16 protein-coding genes are annotated in these 13,249 nt (G+C 65.0%); 11 read left to right on the top strand and 5 right to left on the bottom strand.

From position 1 onward, the window contains the following. Window positions 1-15 precede the first annotated feature (15 nt). The 3 genes from EXQ71_09880 to EXQ71_09870 form a co-directional block, all read right to left on the bottom strand. Window positions 16-705 (bottom strand): methyltransferase domain-containing protein, encoded by a 690-nt coding sequence (locus tag EXQ71_09880; protein ID MSO87812.1) that lies wholly within the window; start codon window positions 703-705, stop codon window positions 16-18. Between the two features lie 68 nt (window positions 706-773). Further along, the gene (locus EXQ71_09875; GenBank protein ID MSO87811.1) at window positions 774-1,856 is read right to left on the bottom strand and encodes an inositol-3-phosphate synthase; all 1,083 of its coding nucleotides are present in this window, start codon (window positions 1,854-1,856) and stop codon (window positions 774-776) included. After that, the gene (locus tag EXQ71_09870; GenBank protein MSO87810.1) at window positions 1,853-2,470 is read right to left on the bottom strand and encodes a PadR family transcriptional regulator; all 618 of its coding nucleotides are present in this window, start codon (window positions 2,468-2,470) and stop codon (window positions 1,853-1,855) included. Before EXQ71_09870 ends, EXQ71_09875 begins: the two co-directional genes overlap by 4 nt. A gap of 147 nt (window positions 2,471-2,617) precedes the next feature. Between EXQ71_09870 and EXQ71_09865 the strand changes: the two genes are divergently transcribed. After that, window positions 2,618-3,016 carry a hypothetical protein gene (locus tag EXQ71_09865; GenBank protein ID MSO87809.1) on the top strand — a complete coding sequence of 133 codons (399 nt, stop codon included), beginning with the start codon at window positions 2,618-2,620 and terminating at the stop codon, window positions 3,014-3,016. A gap of 25 nt (window positions 3,017-3,041) precedes the next feature. After that, complete coding sequence (locus tag EXQ71_09860) at window positions 3,042-5,255, top strand: PBP1A family penicillin-binding protein (GenBank protein MSO87808.1); 2,214 nt, start codon at window positions 3,042-3,044, stop codon at window positions 5,253-5,255. A gap of 18 nt (window positions 5,256-5,273) precedes the next feature. Here EXQ71_09860 and EXQ71_09855 read toward each other — a convergent pair whose 3' ends face one another. After that, on the bottom strand, window positions 5,274-5,453 hold the full coding sequence (locus EXQ71_09855; GenBank protein ID MSO87807.1) for a hypothetical protein: 180 nt from the start codon (window positions 5,451-5,453) through the stop codon (window positions 5,274-5,276). 105 nt (window positions 5,454-5,558) lie between these two features. Between EXQ71_09855 and panB the strand changes: the two genes are divergently transcribed. From panB to dnaB, 7 genes are all read left to right on the top strand, one after another. Then, the gene (panB, locus tag EXQ71_09850; GenBank protein ID MSO87806.1) at window positions 5,559-6,452 is read left to right on the top strand and encodes a 3-methyl-2-oxobutanoate hydroxymethyltransferase; all 894 of its coding nucleotides are present in this window, start codon (window positions 5,559-5,561) and stop codon (window positions 6,450-6,452) included. A 39-nt stretch (window positions 6,453-6,491) separates the two neighbouring features. After that, window positions 6,492-7,088: a DUF192 domain-containing protein gene (locus EXQ71_09845; protein ID MSO87805.1), complete on the top strand. Its 597-nt coding sequence runs from the start codon at window positions 6,492-6,494 to the stop codon at window positions 7,086-7,088. Window positions 7,089-7,243: 155 nt separating this feature from the next. Then, complete coding sequence (gene rpsF, locus EXQ71_09840) at window positions 7,244-7,591, top strand: 30S ribosomal protein S6 (GenBank protein MSO87804.1); 348 nt, start codon at window positions 7,244-7,246, stop codon at window positions 7,589-7,591. Between the two features lie 13 nt (window positions 7,592-7,604). Next, complete coding sequence (gene ssb / locus EXQ71_09835) at window positions 7,605-8,072, top strand: single-stranded DNA-binding protein (protein MSO87803.1); 468 nt, start codon at window positions 7,605-7,607, stop codon at window positions 8,070-8,072. Next, the gene (gene rpsR, locus EXQ71_09830; GenBank protein MSO87802.1) at window positions 8,072-8,530 is read left to right on the top strand and encodes a 30S ribosomal protein S18; all 459 of its coding nucleotides are present in this window, start codon (window positions 8,072-8,074) and stop codon (window positions 8,528-8,530) included. The genes ssb and rpsR overlap by 1 nt, the downstream gene beginning before the upstream one ends. Then, complete coding sequence (locus EXQ71_09825) at window positions 8,527-8,973, top strand: 50S ribosomal protein L9 (GenBank protein ID MSO87801.1); 447 nt, start codon at window positions 8,527-8,529, stop codon at window positions 8,971-8,973. The genes rpsR and EXQ71_09825 overlap by 4 nt, the downstream gene beginning before the upstream one ends. Window positions 8,974-9,140: 167 nt before the next feature. Further along, a complete protein-coding gene (dnaB, locus tag EXQ71_09820) occupies window positions 9,141-11,507 on the top strand; it encodes a replicative DNA helicase (GenBank protein MSO87800.1) in 2,367 nt (788 codons plus the stop codon). Window positions 11,508-11,577: 70 nt separating this feature from the next. Here the strand turns inward: dnaB and EXQ71_09815 are convergent, their stop codons facing one another. Beyond that, the gene (locus EXQ71_09815; protein MSO87799.1) at window positions 11,578-11,796 is read right to left on the bottom strand and encodes a hypothetical protein; all 219 of its coding nucleotides are present in this window, start codon (window positions 11,794-11,796) and stop codon (window positions 11,578-11,580) included. Between the two features lie 22 nt (window positions 11,797-11,818). On the opposite strand from EXQ71_09815, the gene EXQ71_09810 reads away from it, so the two are divergent. Together EXQ71_09810 and EXQ71_09805 are read left to right on the top strand one after the other, a co-directional pair. Then, entirely contained in the window at window positions 11,819-12,238 is a 420-nt protein-coding gene (locus tag EXQ71_09810) for an aminoacyl-tRNA hydrolase (protein MSO87798.1), read from the top strand. Window positions 12,239-12,326: 88 nt separating this feature from the next. Then, window positions 12,327-12,986 carry a hypothetical protein gene (locus tag EXQ71_09805; protein ID MSO87797.1) on the top strand — a complete coding sequence of 220 codons (660 nt, stop codon included), beginning with the start codon at window positions 12,327-12,329 and terminating at the stop codon, window positions 12,984-12,986. The last annotated feature ends 263 nt before the right edge of the window (window positions 12,987-13,249 follow it).

The following is a 13,249-nucleotide window of genomic DNA, read 5'->3' as shown; positions in this document are numbered from 1 at the left end:
GCGGGGAGTGGGCGATTACATCCCTTGTTTGAGTGCTCGGACGATGAGGGTGGCGGGGACGAAGCGCATGTGTTCGTGCCAATGCTCGCTGCGCTGGGCCATCGCGATGGGCTCGGGCTCCAGCACGGTGTCCACCCGGAAGTTGGCTCGGCCGAGCGCGGTGAAGAGGTGGTGGATCGTGCGGGGTACCTGGCCGTCGATCGTGGTGGGATCCCAGTAGGTGCGCCGGACTTGGCACTCGGGGTTGTTGGTGTCCACCATGGCGAACGCGGGGTGAGGCAGGGAAAATACGAGCGGGTGTCCGGGGCGCAACACGCGGTCCACCTGCCGGAATACGCGATCGATGTCCTGCACTGGGGCCAGCCCGTGTACGGAAAGAACGGCATCGACGGTGTCGGCTCGTATGAAGGCCAGTTCGGCGAGGGGAGTGTGGTGGATCTCCACCTTGAATCCCTCGCGTTCGCAGGCGGCGCGGGCCTCGGCCACTTGATCCGACGATTCGTCGATGGCGATGACCTTGGCCCCCTGGCGGGCGAGGGCAATGGTGTTGTGTCCGGCGCCGCATCCAAGATCGAGGATGCGCGTGCCCTCGACCGTGCCGAGGAGTTTGAGCGCATCTTCCTGGGCTATGTCAGGCCCATAGGTCACTACGTCAGTGGGCAGGTGGCGACCGGCCGGAGTGGTGGCGGTAAAGCGTTGATGCATCGCTGCAGTCTGCCCGGACGCGCCCCACGGTGCTTGTCTGATCTCGCGGTGCACCGCGGGTTCGTGCGTTACAGCAGGTCGGTTTCGTTGTGGGCGTAGGCCTCCACGAGGCGGTGGGCGTCCTCGTCTCGGTACTGCTTCAGCGGGCTCTTCATGAAGTAGGCGCTGGGGCCTTCGAGGGGGCCGCCCATGCCGCGGTCGAGCCCGATCTTGGCGCAGCGCACTGCATCGATGATCACGCCCGCGGAGTTCGGTGAGTCGTGCACTTCAAGTTTGAGCTCGATGGTGAGCGGCACGTCACCGAAGTTGCGGCCTTCGAGGCGGATGAGGGCCCACTTTCGATCTTCGAGCCACGGGACGTGGTCGGACGGTCCGATGTGTACGTCGCGATCGCTGATGCCCTGGTCGATCTGGCTTGTGACGGACTGTGTTTTGGAGATCTTCTTGGACTTGAGACGCTTGCGCTCCAGCATGTTCATGAAGTCCATGTTGCCGCCGAAGTTCAGTTGGTACGTGTGGTCGATCGTGGTGCCGCGGTCCTCGAAGAGGCGGGCGAGGGTGCGGTGCACGATGGTGGCGCCGACCTGGCTCTTGATGTCGTCGCCAACAATGGGGAGTCCGGCGGCCCGGAACTTCTCGGCCCACACGGGGTCGGAGGCGATGAACACGGGGATGGCGTTTACAAAGGCCACGCCCGCATCGAGGCAGGCCTGGGCGTAATACCGCTGGGCTTCCTCGGATCCCACCGGCAGGTACGACACCAGCACGTCGGTCTTTGTGTCGCGCAGGATCTGGGCCACGTCGACGGGTTCGGCGGGGCTTTCCTCGGCTACCTGGTGGTAGAACTCGCCGAAGCCGTCGAAGGTGGGGCCACGCATAACCTCAACGCCGAGGTTGGGGACCTCGGCGAAGATGACCGTGTTGTTGATTTCGGCCAGCAGAGCCTTGGAGGCGTCGAGGCCCACTTTTTCGGCGTCGACGTCGAAGGCGGCGACGAGTTTGATGTTGCGGATGTGGTAGCCCCCGAGCACCACGTGCATGAGCCCGGGAACGCGGTCGGCTGGATCAGCGTCTTGGTAATAGGTGAGTCCCTGTACGAGCGAACTGGCGCAGTTGCCCATGCCAGCGATGGCGAGCCGGATGTCGTTCATGAGTATTCCTCCGTGGATTGCATGGTTGGGGTGCGTTCAATGTCGATGAGGCGATCGAGCCAGGCGAGGTCGTTGGCGAGGTGGTCGGCGTCGCGCTCTTGGAGAGCGCCGAGGTAGCGGTCGTGGCGCCGACTGGCGGCCCGGCGGCTGAGGGCATCGCGTCGGCCGAGTAGTTCGGTGCGCCGACGTTCGAAGAGTTCGAGGCGAGGGCTGGGATCGAGATGCCGGGCGAAGGCCACCCGCAGAGTGAAGGCTCGGTCGTCGCTTAGGTCGGGATTGGTCATGAGCTCGACGAGTCGTCCTCGGCCCGCCTCGGTGATGCCGTAGACCTTCTTGCCGCGTCCGCCGACCTTCGCAATGCTGCTCTCGCGTACCCGGGCTTTGAAGGCGGAAAGTTCGCCGGCGAGGGAACCGGTCATCGGCGTGATGGGTACGGCGATGGGTTGTTCCACGGCTCTCACATGGCCTTGAGCTTCGAGGCGAGCGAGGGCGGGGTAGAGCGATCCGAAGCTGATCGAGGCGCGGCCCGACAGCAGTTCGCCCAGCCGTTTCTTGAGTTCGTAGCCGTGGAGGTCCTGCTCGGTGAGCAGGCCGAGGATGGCGAGGTCAATCATAGGAGAGGAGGCATCAACAGTACATCAGGATGACGTATCGAATCGATGTAACGAACACTATCTAGCAGTGGCGGCGATTCGTCAACCCCGTATGGCACACCCCCGGGGTGCCGGGTAAATCCCGATGCACTGGCCTAGCCTCCGAGGGTGACCTTTCGGCCTGAATCGATCCGTGGGAACGGGCTGCAGGCACCGGGTGGCGTGATCGACTACCGACTGGCCCGTATGGGTGCCGTCTCGGAGTACAAGAAAGGCCGCGTCGCCAAGCACGAGGTGTGCGACGCCCATCCTGAGCTCAAGCGGGCCGCGCAGTCCGCCAGCGAACCCACCGCCATGGAGTGCCCGATCTGTGAAGAGGACAGGATTGTGTTGGTCACCTATGCCTTCGGGGCGGGGCTCCCGGCGTCGGGACGCTGCATCACGCTGAAGGGTGAGTTAGCCAAACTCACCAAGGGACGCCGCCAGGTGGCCTGCTACGTGGTCGAGGTGTGCCCGTCGTGCTCCTGGAACCATCTGGCTAAGACCTTCGTGCTCGGCGACACCTGAGCCGTCGGCCCGACGCTCTCTCGCCATGACGCTCCGCCGCTCGCCCCCTCCGCCCGCCAGGGCTTCGAAGCGTCCATCCAAGCCGTCCGGCCGTCGCAGCATGTTGTGGCGCCACCGGCGCGGCCTCTTCGTCGTCGGCGTCCTTCTTACGGCGGTTGTCGGAGGAGTAGCGGCGGTCGTGCTCAACATTCCCCTGCCGCCGTCGGATCCGCTCCTTCAGACGTCGTTCATGTGCAGCGCCGCGGTAACCGAGGAGTGCGGCCCGGACAATGCCATGGCCGCCTTTAGTGCCCAGGAGGATCGCATCAATGTGCCCTTCGAGGAACTCCCTGTACCGCTCACCGAAGCGGTGTTAGCTACCGAGGATCGCGGTTTCTACCGCCACAACGGCGTCGATCTTGCCAGCATCGGTCGAGCCCTCTACCAGGACATTCGCAATGCCGGGGTCACCCAGGGCGGGTCCACGATCACCCAGCAGTACGTGAAGAACGTCTACCTCACATCCGAACGCAGCATTGTTCGTAAGGTCAGCGAGGCCGCCCTGGCGGTGAAGGTCGAGCGAGAACTCAGCAAGGACGAGATTCTCGAGAGGTACCTCAACACGGTGTATTTCGGGCGCGGCGCCTACGGGGTAGGGGCGGCGGCGCGGGCCTATTACGGCAAGGACGTGCGGGATGTCGGGGTACTGGAAGCGTCCTTTTTGGCGGGCCTGATCCGGTCGCCAACTTCGGCCGATCCATTGATCGAGCCGGAAGAAGCGACGCGCCGACGAGGCACCGTGCTCAACGCCATGGTTGAGGAGGGCTACATCACCGCTAACGACGGGGCGGTCACCGCCGCGACGCCCATCGCCACCGGCATCGTGGCGCCACGGGACCGCGCTGGTCTTGGGCCGGTAGTGGGCGCAGAGGTGGGGTCGCTGTACTTCGTGGAGGCCGTGCGTCGGCAAGTGGCCGATCAGTATGGCGAGGAGACCCTCTACGGCGGAGGCCTGCGGATCTACACGACGATCGATCTCGACATGCAAGCCGCCGCATGGGACGCGGTGGTGTCCACGCTGGATGAGCCGGGGGATCCCGCGGCGGCCCTGGTGGCGCTCGACGATCACGGGTCGGTCAAAGCCATGGTCGGTGGTCGGGATTTCGCGACGAGTCAGGTGAACCTGGCGCTCGGCGCACAGGGGGGAGGCTCGGGCCGCGGGGCCGGCTCATCGTTCAAGCCTTTTGTGCTGGCCGAGGCGATTCGCGAGGGCATCTCGCTCAAAGCGACCTACCAGGCCCCTGGGCAGATGACGTTCCCGAAGGCCAACGCCGGACAGGACTGGCGGGTACGTAACTACGGCAAGACCGAGCAAGGCACCCTCAACCTGATCGATGCCACTCGGGTCTCCTCCAACACCGTCTTTGCCCAAGTGATGCTGCAGGTTGGGTCTGTCGACGTGGTCAAGATGGCCAACAGTTTGGGGGTCAGTGCCACCCTCCCGGAGGTGCCATCGATTGTGCTCGGCACCGGTGAGGTCTCCCCGCTCGACATGGCGGCGGGCTATAGCACCTTCGCCAACCGGGGTATCCGTAATGAACCGTTCCTGATTGCCCGGATTGAGCAGGTGGATGAGGACGGTCTGACCGTGATCGATCAGGCCAGTCCCAGCGGTCGGCGCGTGCTCACTGAAGAGGAGGCGGATTTGGTTACCTACTGCCTGCGCGGGGTGGTAGAGGGAGGAACGGGCCAGTCGGCCGCGTTCGGAAAGCCAGCGGCCGGCAAGACTGGCACGACGCAGGACAATAAAGACGCTTGGTTCGTGGGCTACACACCGAAACTCACGGCCGCCGTCTGGCTCGGGTTCCCCGATGCCGGGCCTGATGGTGAGGTCCCTGCGATGAATAACATCCACGGCCTTGCCGGGGTGACCGGTGGCTCGTTACCGGCAGAGATCTGGCGGAAGTTCATGGAACGCGTGACGGAGGGTACCGACACAGGGACGTTCCGCTCGCCCGAGACCTTCCCCGGCGACGTCGACGGTGGCGATGCCGAGGGACCGGTTACGTCGCTGGAGCCTTCCCCGTCGTCGAGCAGCACCTCGGTTCAGGAATTGCCGACCTCCTCCACCTCCACCTCCACCTCCAGCTCCACCTCCACCTCCAGCACCTCCACCTCGACCACCACCACCGTCCCGGCCACCTCGACGACCACGGTGATGCAGCCCAACTCCGCCACCCCTCGGGGTAACCGCGAGTAGTGGGTTACCGCGCTGGCGTTAGTCCAGCAGTTGGTGCGGGTAGGACGTTCGGCACGAGAAGCACCAGCGCTCCAGAGATGGCTGCAGCGCCATCGTGGGGGTTTGTTCGCCGGCCTCGGGGGTCAGGTAGATCCGGTGCAGGGCCACCACCCCCACCCCTTCATCCCCGCAACTGTCGCACTGCCCGATTGGCTCCATCTGGCGGACCCTAGCGAGGTTGTTGGCACCGGTAGCCGGTTGTGCCTACGCTATGGGTACTGCTGGCAGCCACATGGGCGCTGGACGGGATCAGGGGGTTCGTACATGCGAACGAAGTTCACGGCGCCGGGCGTGAGGGTTCGAAAGGTGGCCAGCGGGAATGAGCCGCTCGTGATGGTGACGGCCTATGACGCGCCAACGGCGCGGATGGCCGACGAAGCCGGCGTGGATCTGATCCTGGTGGGCGATTCGGTGGCCATGGTGGTGCTCGGGTACGAAGACACCCTTTCCGTGACGGTGGCCGACCTCGCCCACCACACCGCGGCGGTAGCCCGGGGACTGGCTACCTCTGCCCCCGATCGTTCTGTCGCCAAACCCTTTTTGGTGGCTGATCTGCCCTGGATGAGCTACCACACGACCACGGTGGACACCGTGAACAATGCCGCCCAACTCGTGCGCGCAGGTGCGCAGGGGGTGAAACTGGAGGGCGGTCGGAAGCGTCTGGCGATGATTGAGGCGCTACTCGATGCCGAGATCCCGGTGATGGGGCACCTGGGGCTCACACCACAGTCCATTCATGCGATGGGCGGCTTCAAGGTGCAGGGTAAGGAGCACGGGGCCGCCCAGGAACTGCTCGCCGACGCGAAGGCCCTGGCGGCGGCCGGATGTTTTGCCATTGTGCTCGAGGGTGTACCCGCCGAGGTGGCCAAGGTGATCACCGAATCGGTCGACGTACCCACCATTGGCATCGGCGCCGGTCCTGGTACCGACGGACAGGTGCTGGTATTCCACGACGTGGTGGGCATCGAGGACCGCATCCTGCCGAAGTTCGTGCGGCGCTACGGCGATCTCAAGGCCAACGCCGTGGAGGCGTTGGAGGCCTATGCGGCCGACGTGCGTTCCGGGGCGTTCCCATCGGAGGGGGAGACGTACCACCTTTGCCCTGATGTGGCCGAGACGTTGGGGCTTTACGCAACCGGCTCGGCATCGATGGCGTAGTGGCCGGTGGGCAGGCCCGGGGCATGGGAGCATGCCCGGGTGCGTTTCGAACGTAGTGAGTTGCGCGGCGGTTTGGTTCTGGCCACGGTGATCGTGTTGGTGTTGGGTATCACGTTGGCCCTGCAATGGAGTCAGACCCGCAACGCTGGCCCTGACGGTGGGGAGGTGGTCCCTCCCACGGTTGCACCAGGGTTTGTGCCGCCGGGCGACTCCGGTCGTACCGGCGTGGAGGGATTCGATGAGATTGCCATCACGGTGGAACCCGGCCGCGGCGCGCCCCCGTTGTTTTGGTGTCTGCTGGCCGCCCTCAACGCAACCCAGCGCAACCGGGGTCTTATGGAGGTCACCGACCTCGGGGGCTACGACGGCATGGTGTTCGTCTACCAAGCCGACACCACCAATCCCTTCTACATGCGAAATACACCCACTGCCTTGAGCATCGCGTGGGTGGCGGAGGACGGGCATGTCGTGAGCATCAAGGACATGGCGCCGTGTCGGGATCGGCAGGGTTGCCCCCGTTACGCCCCCGGGGGGCCCTACCGCTACGCGATCGAAACGTTCCAAGGGGATCTGCCGGACCTCGGGATCACCGAGGAGGCCACGGTGGCCGTGGGGGGTGCATGCGCGCCGGCGTAAGCCATTGTCGTCAGGAGGACTGTCTCACCACCGCCGTAAGGTCGCGAATGTGTGCTGCCGCCCTCACCACCGCTACGATCACGAGGTCATTTCGACACCCTGCCCCCACCGTGGGGGCCCCGGTGCTGCCGGGTCCACAGGGAGGATGTACGCCCATGCGGGCCTATGAGTTGATGGTCATCTTCGATTCCGGTCTCGACGACCAGGCGATCGACGATCAGGTCAAGTTGGCGGCGGCGGCGATCGCCACCCGCGGCGCGACGGTGGCCAGCACCGATCGGTGGGGCCGACGTCGCTTCGCCTATGAGATCAATCACAAGCAAGAGGGCTACTACGTCGTCTGGGAGATCACCTCCGATGGCGGCGACCTTGAGGCTCTCGAGCGATCCCTGCGTCTTGCGGACGAAGTAGTTCGCCACAAGCTTGTGCGCTTGCCCGACCGGGAGGCCGCTAGACGCGGTCTGCTCGGCGAGGTGCAGGCCGAACCGGCGACTGCCGGATAGGAGACCAATAACCATGGCACGTAACACCAACAACATCAGCGTGACCGGCAACGTCACTCGAGATCCCGAACTGCGGTTTACGCCCTCGGGTCAGGCAGTGGCGAGTTTTGGCCTGGCGGTGAACCGAAGCTGGCAGAACCGCCAGACCAAGGAGTGGGAAGAGCAGACCTCCTTCTTCGACGTCAAGTGCTGGGCCCAGCTCGGTCAGAACGTGAGCGACACGCTCGTGAAGGGCACTCGCGTGGTCGTCACGGGTCGCCTCGAGCAGCGTTCGTGGGAGACCGACCAAGGCGACAAGCGATCTGCGGTGGAGATCGTGGCCGAGGAGGTGGGCGCCAGCCTGCTCTTTGCTACCGCCGACATCACCCGTAACGAGCGCCGCGAAGGCGCCGCTCCCTCCAGCGGTGGCGAAGGCGGCGGGAGTCGTCCCGTCGAGAATGCCGCCCCCGCTGGCTATGACCCTGCTGAGGAGCCCTTCTGATGGCGAAGCCCGTTCGCACCAAAACTAAAGACAACGGTCGCCGCGTCAAGAAGAAGGTCAGTCTTCTGGTGACCGAGCGAGTGGACTACGTGGACTGGAAAGATGTGAACCTGCTCCGCCGGTTCATGTCCGACCGGGCCAAGATCCGCACCCGTCGGGTGAGTGGTAACAGCGCCCAGCAGCAGGCGGAGATCGCCCGGGCGATCAAAAATGCCCGTGAAATGGCGATCTTGCCGTACGCAAGTCGTGTTACCCAGACGCGGGGCCCCAAGCGGGACGGCGAACGGGGTGGCCGGCGCGAACGCGACCGCGACCTCCCGGCTCCCGAGACGGCGCCGCTGAGCCGCGATACCGATCCCGGTGAGGCAGTGGGTACCGACGAGTTCGCCAGTGAGGCGGAGGTTGTCGAAGGGGATCTCCTCGTGGAGACTGCCGGTACTGCGGAGGATCTGTCGTGAAACTCGTTCTCCGTGCCGATGTGGATCAGGTCGGCAAGAAAGGCGACATCGTTGAGGTGGCCAAGGGCTTTGGCCGCAATTACCTCGTTCCCAATGGCCTGGCCTTCCCGGCCACCCCGGGCGTGGAGGCTCAGGCCAGCGCGATGCGCCGGGGCCGTGATGTGCGCGACGCCAGCGACCGCGTGAAGGCCGAAGCAGTGGCGAAGTCTCTCGTGCCGCAGGTAATCACGATCCCGGCTCGATCCGGGGCGGAGGGGAAGCTCTTCGGCTCGGTTACCACCGAGCAGATTGTGGAAGCGGTCACCGCCCAGACGGGCATTGACCTCGACCGCCGCCAGTTACACCTCAGCGAACCGATCAGGTCCCTTGGCACCCACGTGGTGCCCGCCAAACTCCATGCAGATGTGGAGTTCCCGATCACCGTTGAGGTGGTTTCGTCCTAGCCTGCGGGCCGGTGGGGTACCCGACGGCCCAACGAGAGCGTGTTCGAGGCGTCTTCTGGAAAGTTATACACAGCCATATCCACAGTCTGGAGCGACACATCCCCAGGGTTTCCCCAGGGTTGTCCCTCTGGTAGCCCACAGGCCGCGTGGACCAAGGTGGAGGACCTATGGCGACCAGACCTGATGCCAACGAATCCCCCCGACCTTCCGCTCCCGCGGGCCGGGTGCCACCCCACGATTTGCAGGCCGAAGAGTCGCTGCTGGGGGCGATGATGCTCTCTACCGAGGCCATCGCCGGCGCGGCCGGGGTAGTGAATGCGTCGGATTTCTACAAGCCCGCCCACGGCCACGTATATGACGCGATTCACACGCTGTATGCTTCCGGTCAACCAGCAGATTCCGTCACCGTGTCCGACGAACTCCGGCGGGCCGGGCTGCTGGAGGCCATTGGCGGGCCGGCGGTCCTGGCCCAGATCATGTCGTCCACGCCGGCCACCACCAATGCGGCGCGCTACGCCAGGATCGTGGAGGAGTATGCCCTGTTGCGGCGCCTGATCGGGGTGGCTGGCGAGATCTCGGAATTGGGCTACTCAGTGCCCGACGATGTGGCGAAGGCCCTCGACCGCGCCGAGGCCATGGTCTACGAGGTGAATGAACGTCGGGTCACCGACAGCACGAAGCGTGTCTCCGATCTCCTATCCGACAATCTGGATCGGCTCGAGAAGTTGTACGAGCAGGGCGACACCGTCACCGGCACCCCCACGGGGTACATCGATCTAGATCAGCTCCTCTCGGGGTTGCAACCGAGTTCGTTGGTGGTGGTAGGTGCTCGTCCCGCGATGGGGAAGTGTGTGGCGTGGGATACCCCGATCGTGGATCCGCTTACCGGCGCGGTTCGCACCGCGGCCGCCTTACACCGGGTCGGCGAGCGTGGCGATGCCGTGCGGGTCATGTCGCTGGATGCGGATCACCGGTTAGCGGTTACGGCGCCGTCGGCGTTTGTGGACGATGGCCACAAGCCGGTGTTTCGAGTGCGGACGCGACTCGGTCGTGAAGTGCGCACGACGGCGAGCCACCCCTTCCTCACACCGGAGGGTTGGCGCCCGCTGGTGGCCCTGAGCCCCGGCGATGTGGTGGCGGTCCCGAGCGGCCTGGCGATTTTCGGCGGCGATTCGCTACCCGATGTCGAGGTGAGCCTCCTCGGGTACCTCACGGGGGCGCCCAGCGGCGTCTCCACGAGCGCTGCGCCGCCCCTGGCGGAGGGCAGCCCCGGCGTGGTCGCCCGTTTGCAGCAGCGGCACCGCCTCGGTGGTGCGGCGGAGGCTCGCCGCGTGCCCGAGGCGGTGTATCGCCTGCCCCGACACCAACTGGCCACCTACTTGAACCGGGTGTTGGCTGCGGCAGCCACGATCGCCCCGCCCAGCGGTCACGACGATGCGGGCCGGCTGCGACTCCCGTTGGCCAGTGCAAGATTGGCACAGGATCTCCAGCACCTTTTCTTGAGATTTGGGATCAACGCCGCCGTGGGCGCGCCGTCGGGTGGGCTGGGCCGTCGTGTCTTGGAGGTAAGCGACGCCGAGGACCTGGCGCGGCTGGCGGGGGAAATCGGGATACTGGGCCAGCAGATCCTTCTCGATGATCTGGTGGCGCGGGCTCGCCTCGCGGCCCGATTGGTGCCCGCAGGTACTGGCGAAACGGGTGCTTTGGCTCTCGAACGGCCCCAAGGTGTGGTCCGGTGGGACGAAATCGTGGCCATTGAGGCAGAGGGGTCCGAGCAGGTCTATGACCTCACCATTCCGGGCCTTCATAACTTTGTGGCGGCTGATGTATTCGTGCACAACACATCCTTTGCGCTCGGCATGGTGGCCCACGCGGCGCTCGAGGCACAGAAGCCGGTGCTGATGTTCTCCCTCGAGATGAGCAACCTGGAACTTTCCCAGCGGCTCATCTGTTCCGAGGCGAGGGTCGATGCCGCCCGGATCCGTAATGGACAGCTCCAAGCCGATGACTGGTCCAAGATTTCTCGGGCCATGGGGCGTCTGGCCGATGCGCCGATCTGGATCGATGACAATCCGCATCTGACCATCATGGAGATTCGGGCGAAGGCCCGGCGCCTGAAGAGTCAGATCGGCAGTCTCGGGATGATCGTGATCGATTACCTCCAGTTGATGAGCGGCCGATCCAATGCGGAGAACCGCCAGGTTGAGGTTTCCGAACTCAGCCGCGGCCTGAAAATCCTCGCTCGCGAACTTGAAACACCGGTAGTGGCACTCAGTCAGTTGTCGCGCGGTCTGGAGATGCGCACGGATAAGCGTCCGATGCTGGCTGACCTGCGGGAATCAGGGAGCATCGAGCAGGACTCCGACGTGGTGATCTTTATCTTTCGGGAGGAGATCTACGACGCCAAGCCCGATAATGCCGGTACGGCCGAGATCATCGTGGCGAAGCATCGCTCGGGGCCCACCGGGGTTGTACAACTGGCGTTCCTGCCCCAGTACACGCTGTTTGCCAATATGGCCAAGGGCTTCGACTGAGCCTTCGGTTCGCGCGCTGGGCCGGGTAGCAACCCGCCCTGGCCCCCGGCGGGCCCAAGATGGCGATCGGTCAGATCGTGTCGGCGAGGCGTTGTGCATCCGCCGGGGACAGCCCCGCGCGTCCGATGAGCCAACAGGCGATCGGGGCCGCCGTGCGCTCTGAGGCGTGGGCGGCCGTGCCGGCGAGGTTGAGCAGGATGTCGATGGTGGTTTGATCCGGGGGTTCGGTGCCCAGGGCGCTGGCGAAGGCGGCGATCCATTGGCTGGCGGTGCGGTCTTCGTTGGGCATGGCCCGACCCTACGCTGGGGGCATGGCGGATGAGCCCAACCGGTTGCGTGTATCGAGCACCCTTGTCGTGCCACTCTCCGAACTCTCGTGGCGCTTCAGTCGCTCCGGTGGCCCCGGGGGGCAGCATGCCAACACCTCCGACACCCGGGCCGAGGTGCGCTTCGACATCGCTGGTTCCCCTTCGCTGGGACCTCGCCAGCGGGCACGTTTGTTGGAGCGCTTCGGTCCTGAGGTCTGGGTGGTGGCCTCCGATGAGCGGTCACAGGCTCGAAATCGTGAGTTGGCCCTCGAACGTCTCGCCACTCGGCTGGCGGATGCCTTGCGGACATCGGCGCCTCGACGGGCCACCAAGCCAAGCAAGGCGAGTGACAGGAAGCGATTGGATGCCAAGCGGCGGCAGTCGAACCGTAAAGCCGAGCGGCGCTCGCCACCGACGGACTGAATCGGCATGGTGCATGACCAATGGCCAGCGTGGGTGACCGCGATGGGTGCTGCACGATCGCGTACCGTCGTCGGGGATGCGATCACGGATGAGGTTTGCGTGGGGCTGGGCAGCGGTGGCTGCCTACGCGACTCTTCTCATCCTGGTGACCGCCGATGCGCTCCACACGCGTCCTCCGGTGGCGCGCCGGGATGCGGCTACCTCGACCGCCGAGCAGTTTGTGGAGGTCTGGGAGCGGAGTCGCATGGGGACGTATGTGGCATCGGGCACCTTTGAGAGAACCAGTTCCATTACTGGTGCCCGGGTGGCCTCGAAGGACGTCGTGGCGCAACTCCCCCCGCGCCGCCTCCACCGGCAACTCGGTGGTGTTGATGGTCGTGATGACGACCGGCCAGTGTTTTGCCCGGTGCCTCCCACGGGGGAGATCGGCCCATCGGTCTGCCGGTTGGGCGAACCCGGAGGCCCTACCTTTCGCGAATCGGTGATCACGGAGATAGCGGCGCTTCGAGCGATGGTTACCGGTCCAGGGGCTCTCTACACGGTTGCGGAGACCTCCACCGGGTGTTTCTCCCTGAAGCAGATTCGGGTGGAACCCCGGGCTCCGTTTGGTATTCGTGCCCGCTTCTGTTTTGATCCCTTCACGGGGGCGCGCTCGGCCAGCCGGGTTGAGTACGGGGAGGGCATCGTAGAGGTGATCGTCGTTACGTCGATCCGCGCCGAGGTGCAGGAGTCGGACCTGCAGCCGTGACTGACTCTGGTCCAGGAAAGGACGGAGGTCACGGCATGGTCACCGGGGCCGGGTGGTCCCAGTGGCGATGCTGTTGGAGGGAGTCGCAACCCCCGCCCCGATTCCCGTTGATGATCGGTGGGGGCGTTATCCACTGATCATCAAGGTCATCGGCCCCTTCGCCACTCAACTTGAGGGGTTTTTACAAAAAAATTTCGACCAGGCGGAAGATCTGTCTTGTCCGCGCAGGTCGGTAACCTGGGGGAGATGCTCGGGGGACCAGA

The organism is Acidimicrobiia bacterium, from assembly GCA_009694375.1.
Lineage (GTDB): Bacteria > Actinomycetota > Acidimicrobiia > Acidimicrobiales > VFJN01 > VFJN01.
The sequence above is the reverse complement of the archived record's forward strand: the minus strand, read 5'-3'. Positions and strand labels throughout refer to the sequence as shown.

Excerpts from the sequence above, each read along its gene's own strand:
- EXQ71_09880 (MSO87812.1), bottom strand. The coding sequence starts at position 705 with ATGCATCAACGCTTTACCGCCACCACTCCGGCCGGTCGCCACCTGCCC.
- EXQ71_09875 (MSO87811.1), bottom strand. The coding sequence starts at position 1,856 with ATGAACGACATCCGGCTCGCCATCGCTGGCATGGGCAACTGCGCCAGT.
- EXQ71_09870 (MSO87810.1), bottom strand. The coding sequence starts at position 2,470 with ATGATTGACCTCGCCATCCTCGGCCTGCTCACCGAGCAGGACCTCCAC.
- EXQ71_09860 (MSO87808.1), top strand. The coding sequence starts at position 3,042 with ATGACGCTCCGCCGCTCGCCCCCTCCGCCCGCCAGGGCTTCGAAGCGT.
- EXQ71_09855 (MSO87807.1), bottom strand. The coding sequence starts at position 5,453 with ATGGAGCCAATCGGGCAGTGCGACAGTTGCGGGGATGAAGGGGTGGGG.
- panB (MSO87806.1), top strand. The coding sequence starts at position 5,559 with ATGCGAACGAAGTTCACGGCGCCGGGCGTGAGGGTTCGAAAGGTGGCC.
- rpsF (MSO87804.1), top strand. The coding sequence starts at position 7,244 with ATGCGGGCCTATGAGTTGATGGTCATCTTCGATTCCGGTCTCGACGAC.
- ssb (MSO87803.1), top strand. The coding sequence starts at position 7,605 with ATGGCACGTAACACCAACAACATCAGCGTGACCGGCAACGTCACTCGA.
- rpsR (MSO87802.1), top strand. The coding sequence starts at position 8,072 with ATGGCGAAGCCCGTTCGCACCAAAACTAAAGACAACGGTCGCCGCGTC.
- dnaB (MSO87800.1), top strand. The coding sequence starts at position 9,141 with ATGGCGACCAGACCTGATGCCAACGAATCCCCCCGACCTTCCGCTCCC.
- EXQ71_09815 (MSO87799.1), bottom strand. The coding sequence starts at position 11,796 with ATGCCCAACGAAGACCGCACCGCCAGCCAATGGATCGCCGCCTTCGCC.
- EXQ71_09810 (MSO87798.1), top strand. The coding sequence starts at position 11,819 with ATGGCGGATGAGCCCAACCGGTTGCGTGTATCGAGCACCCTTGTCGTG.
- EXQ71_09805 (MSO87797.1), top strand. The coding sequence starts at position 12,327 with ATGAGGTTTGCGTGGGGCTGGGCAGCGGTGGCTGCCTACGCGACTCTT.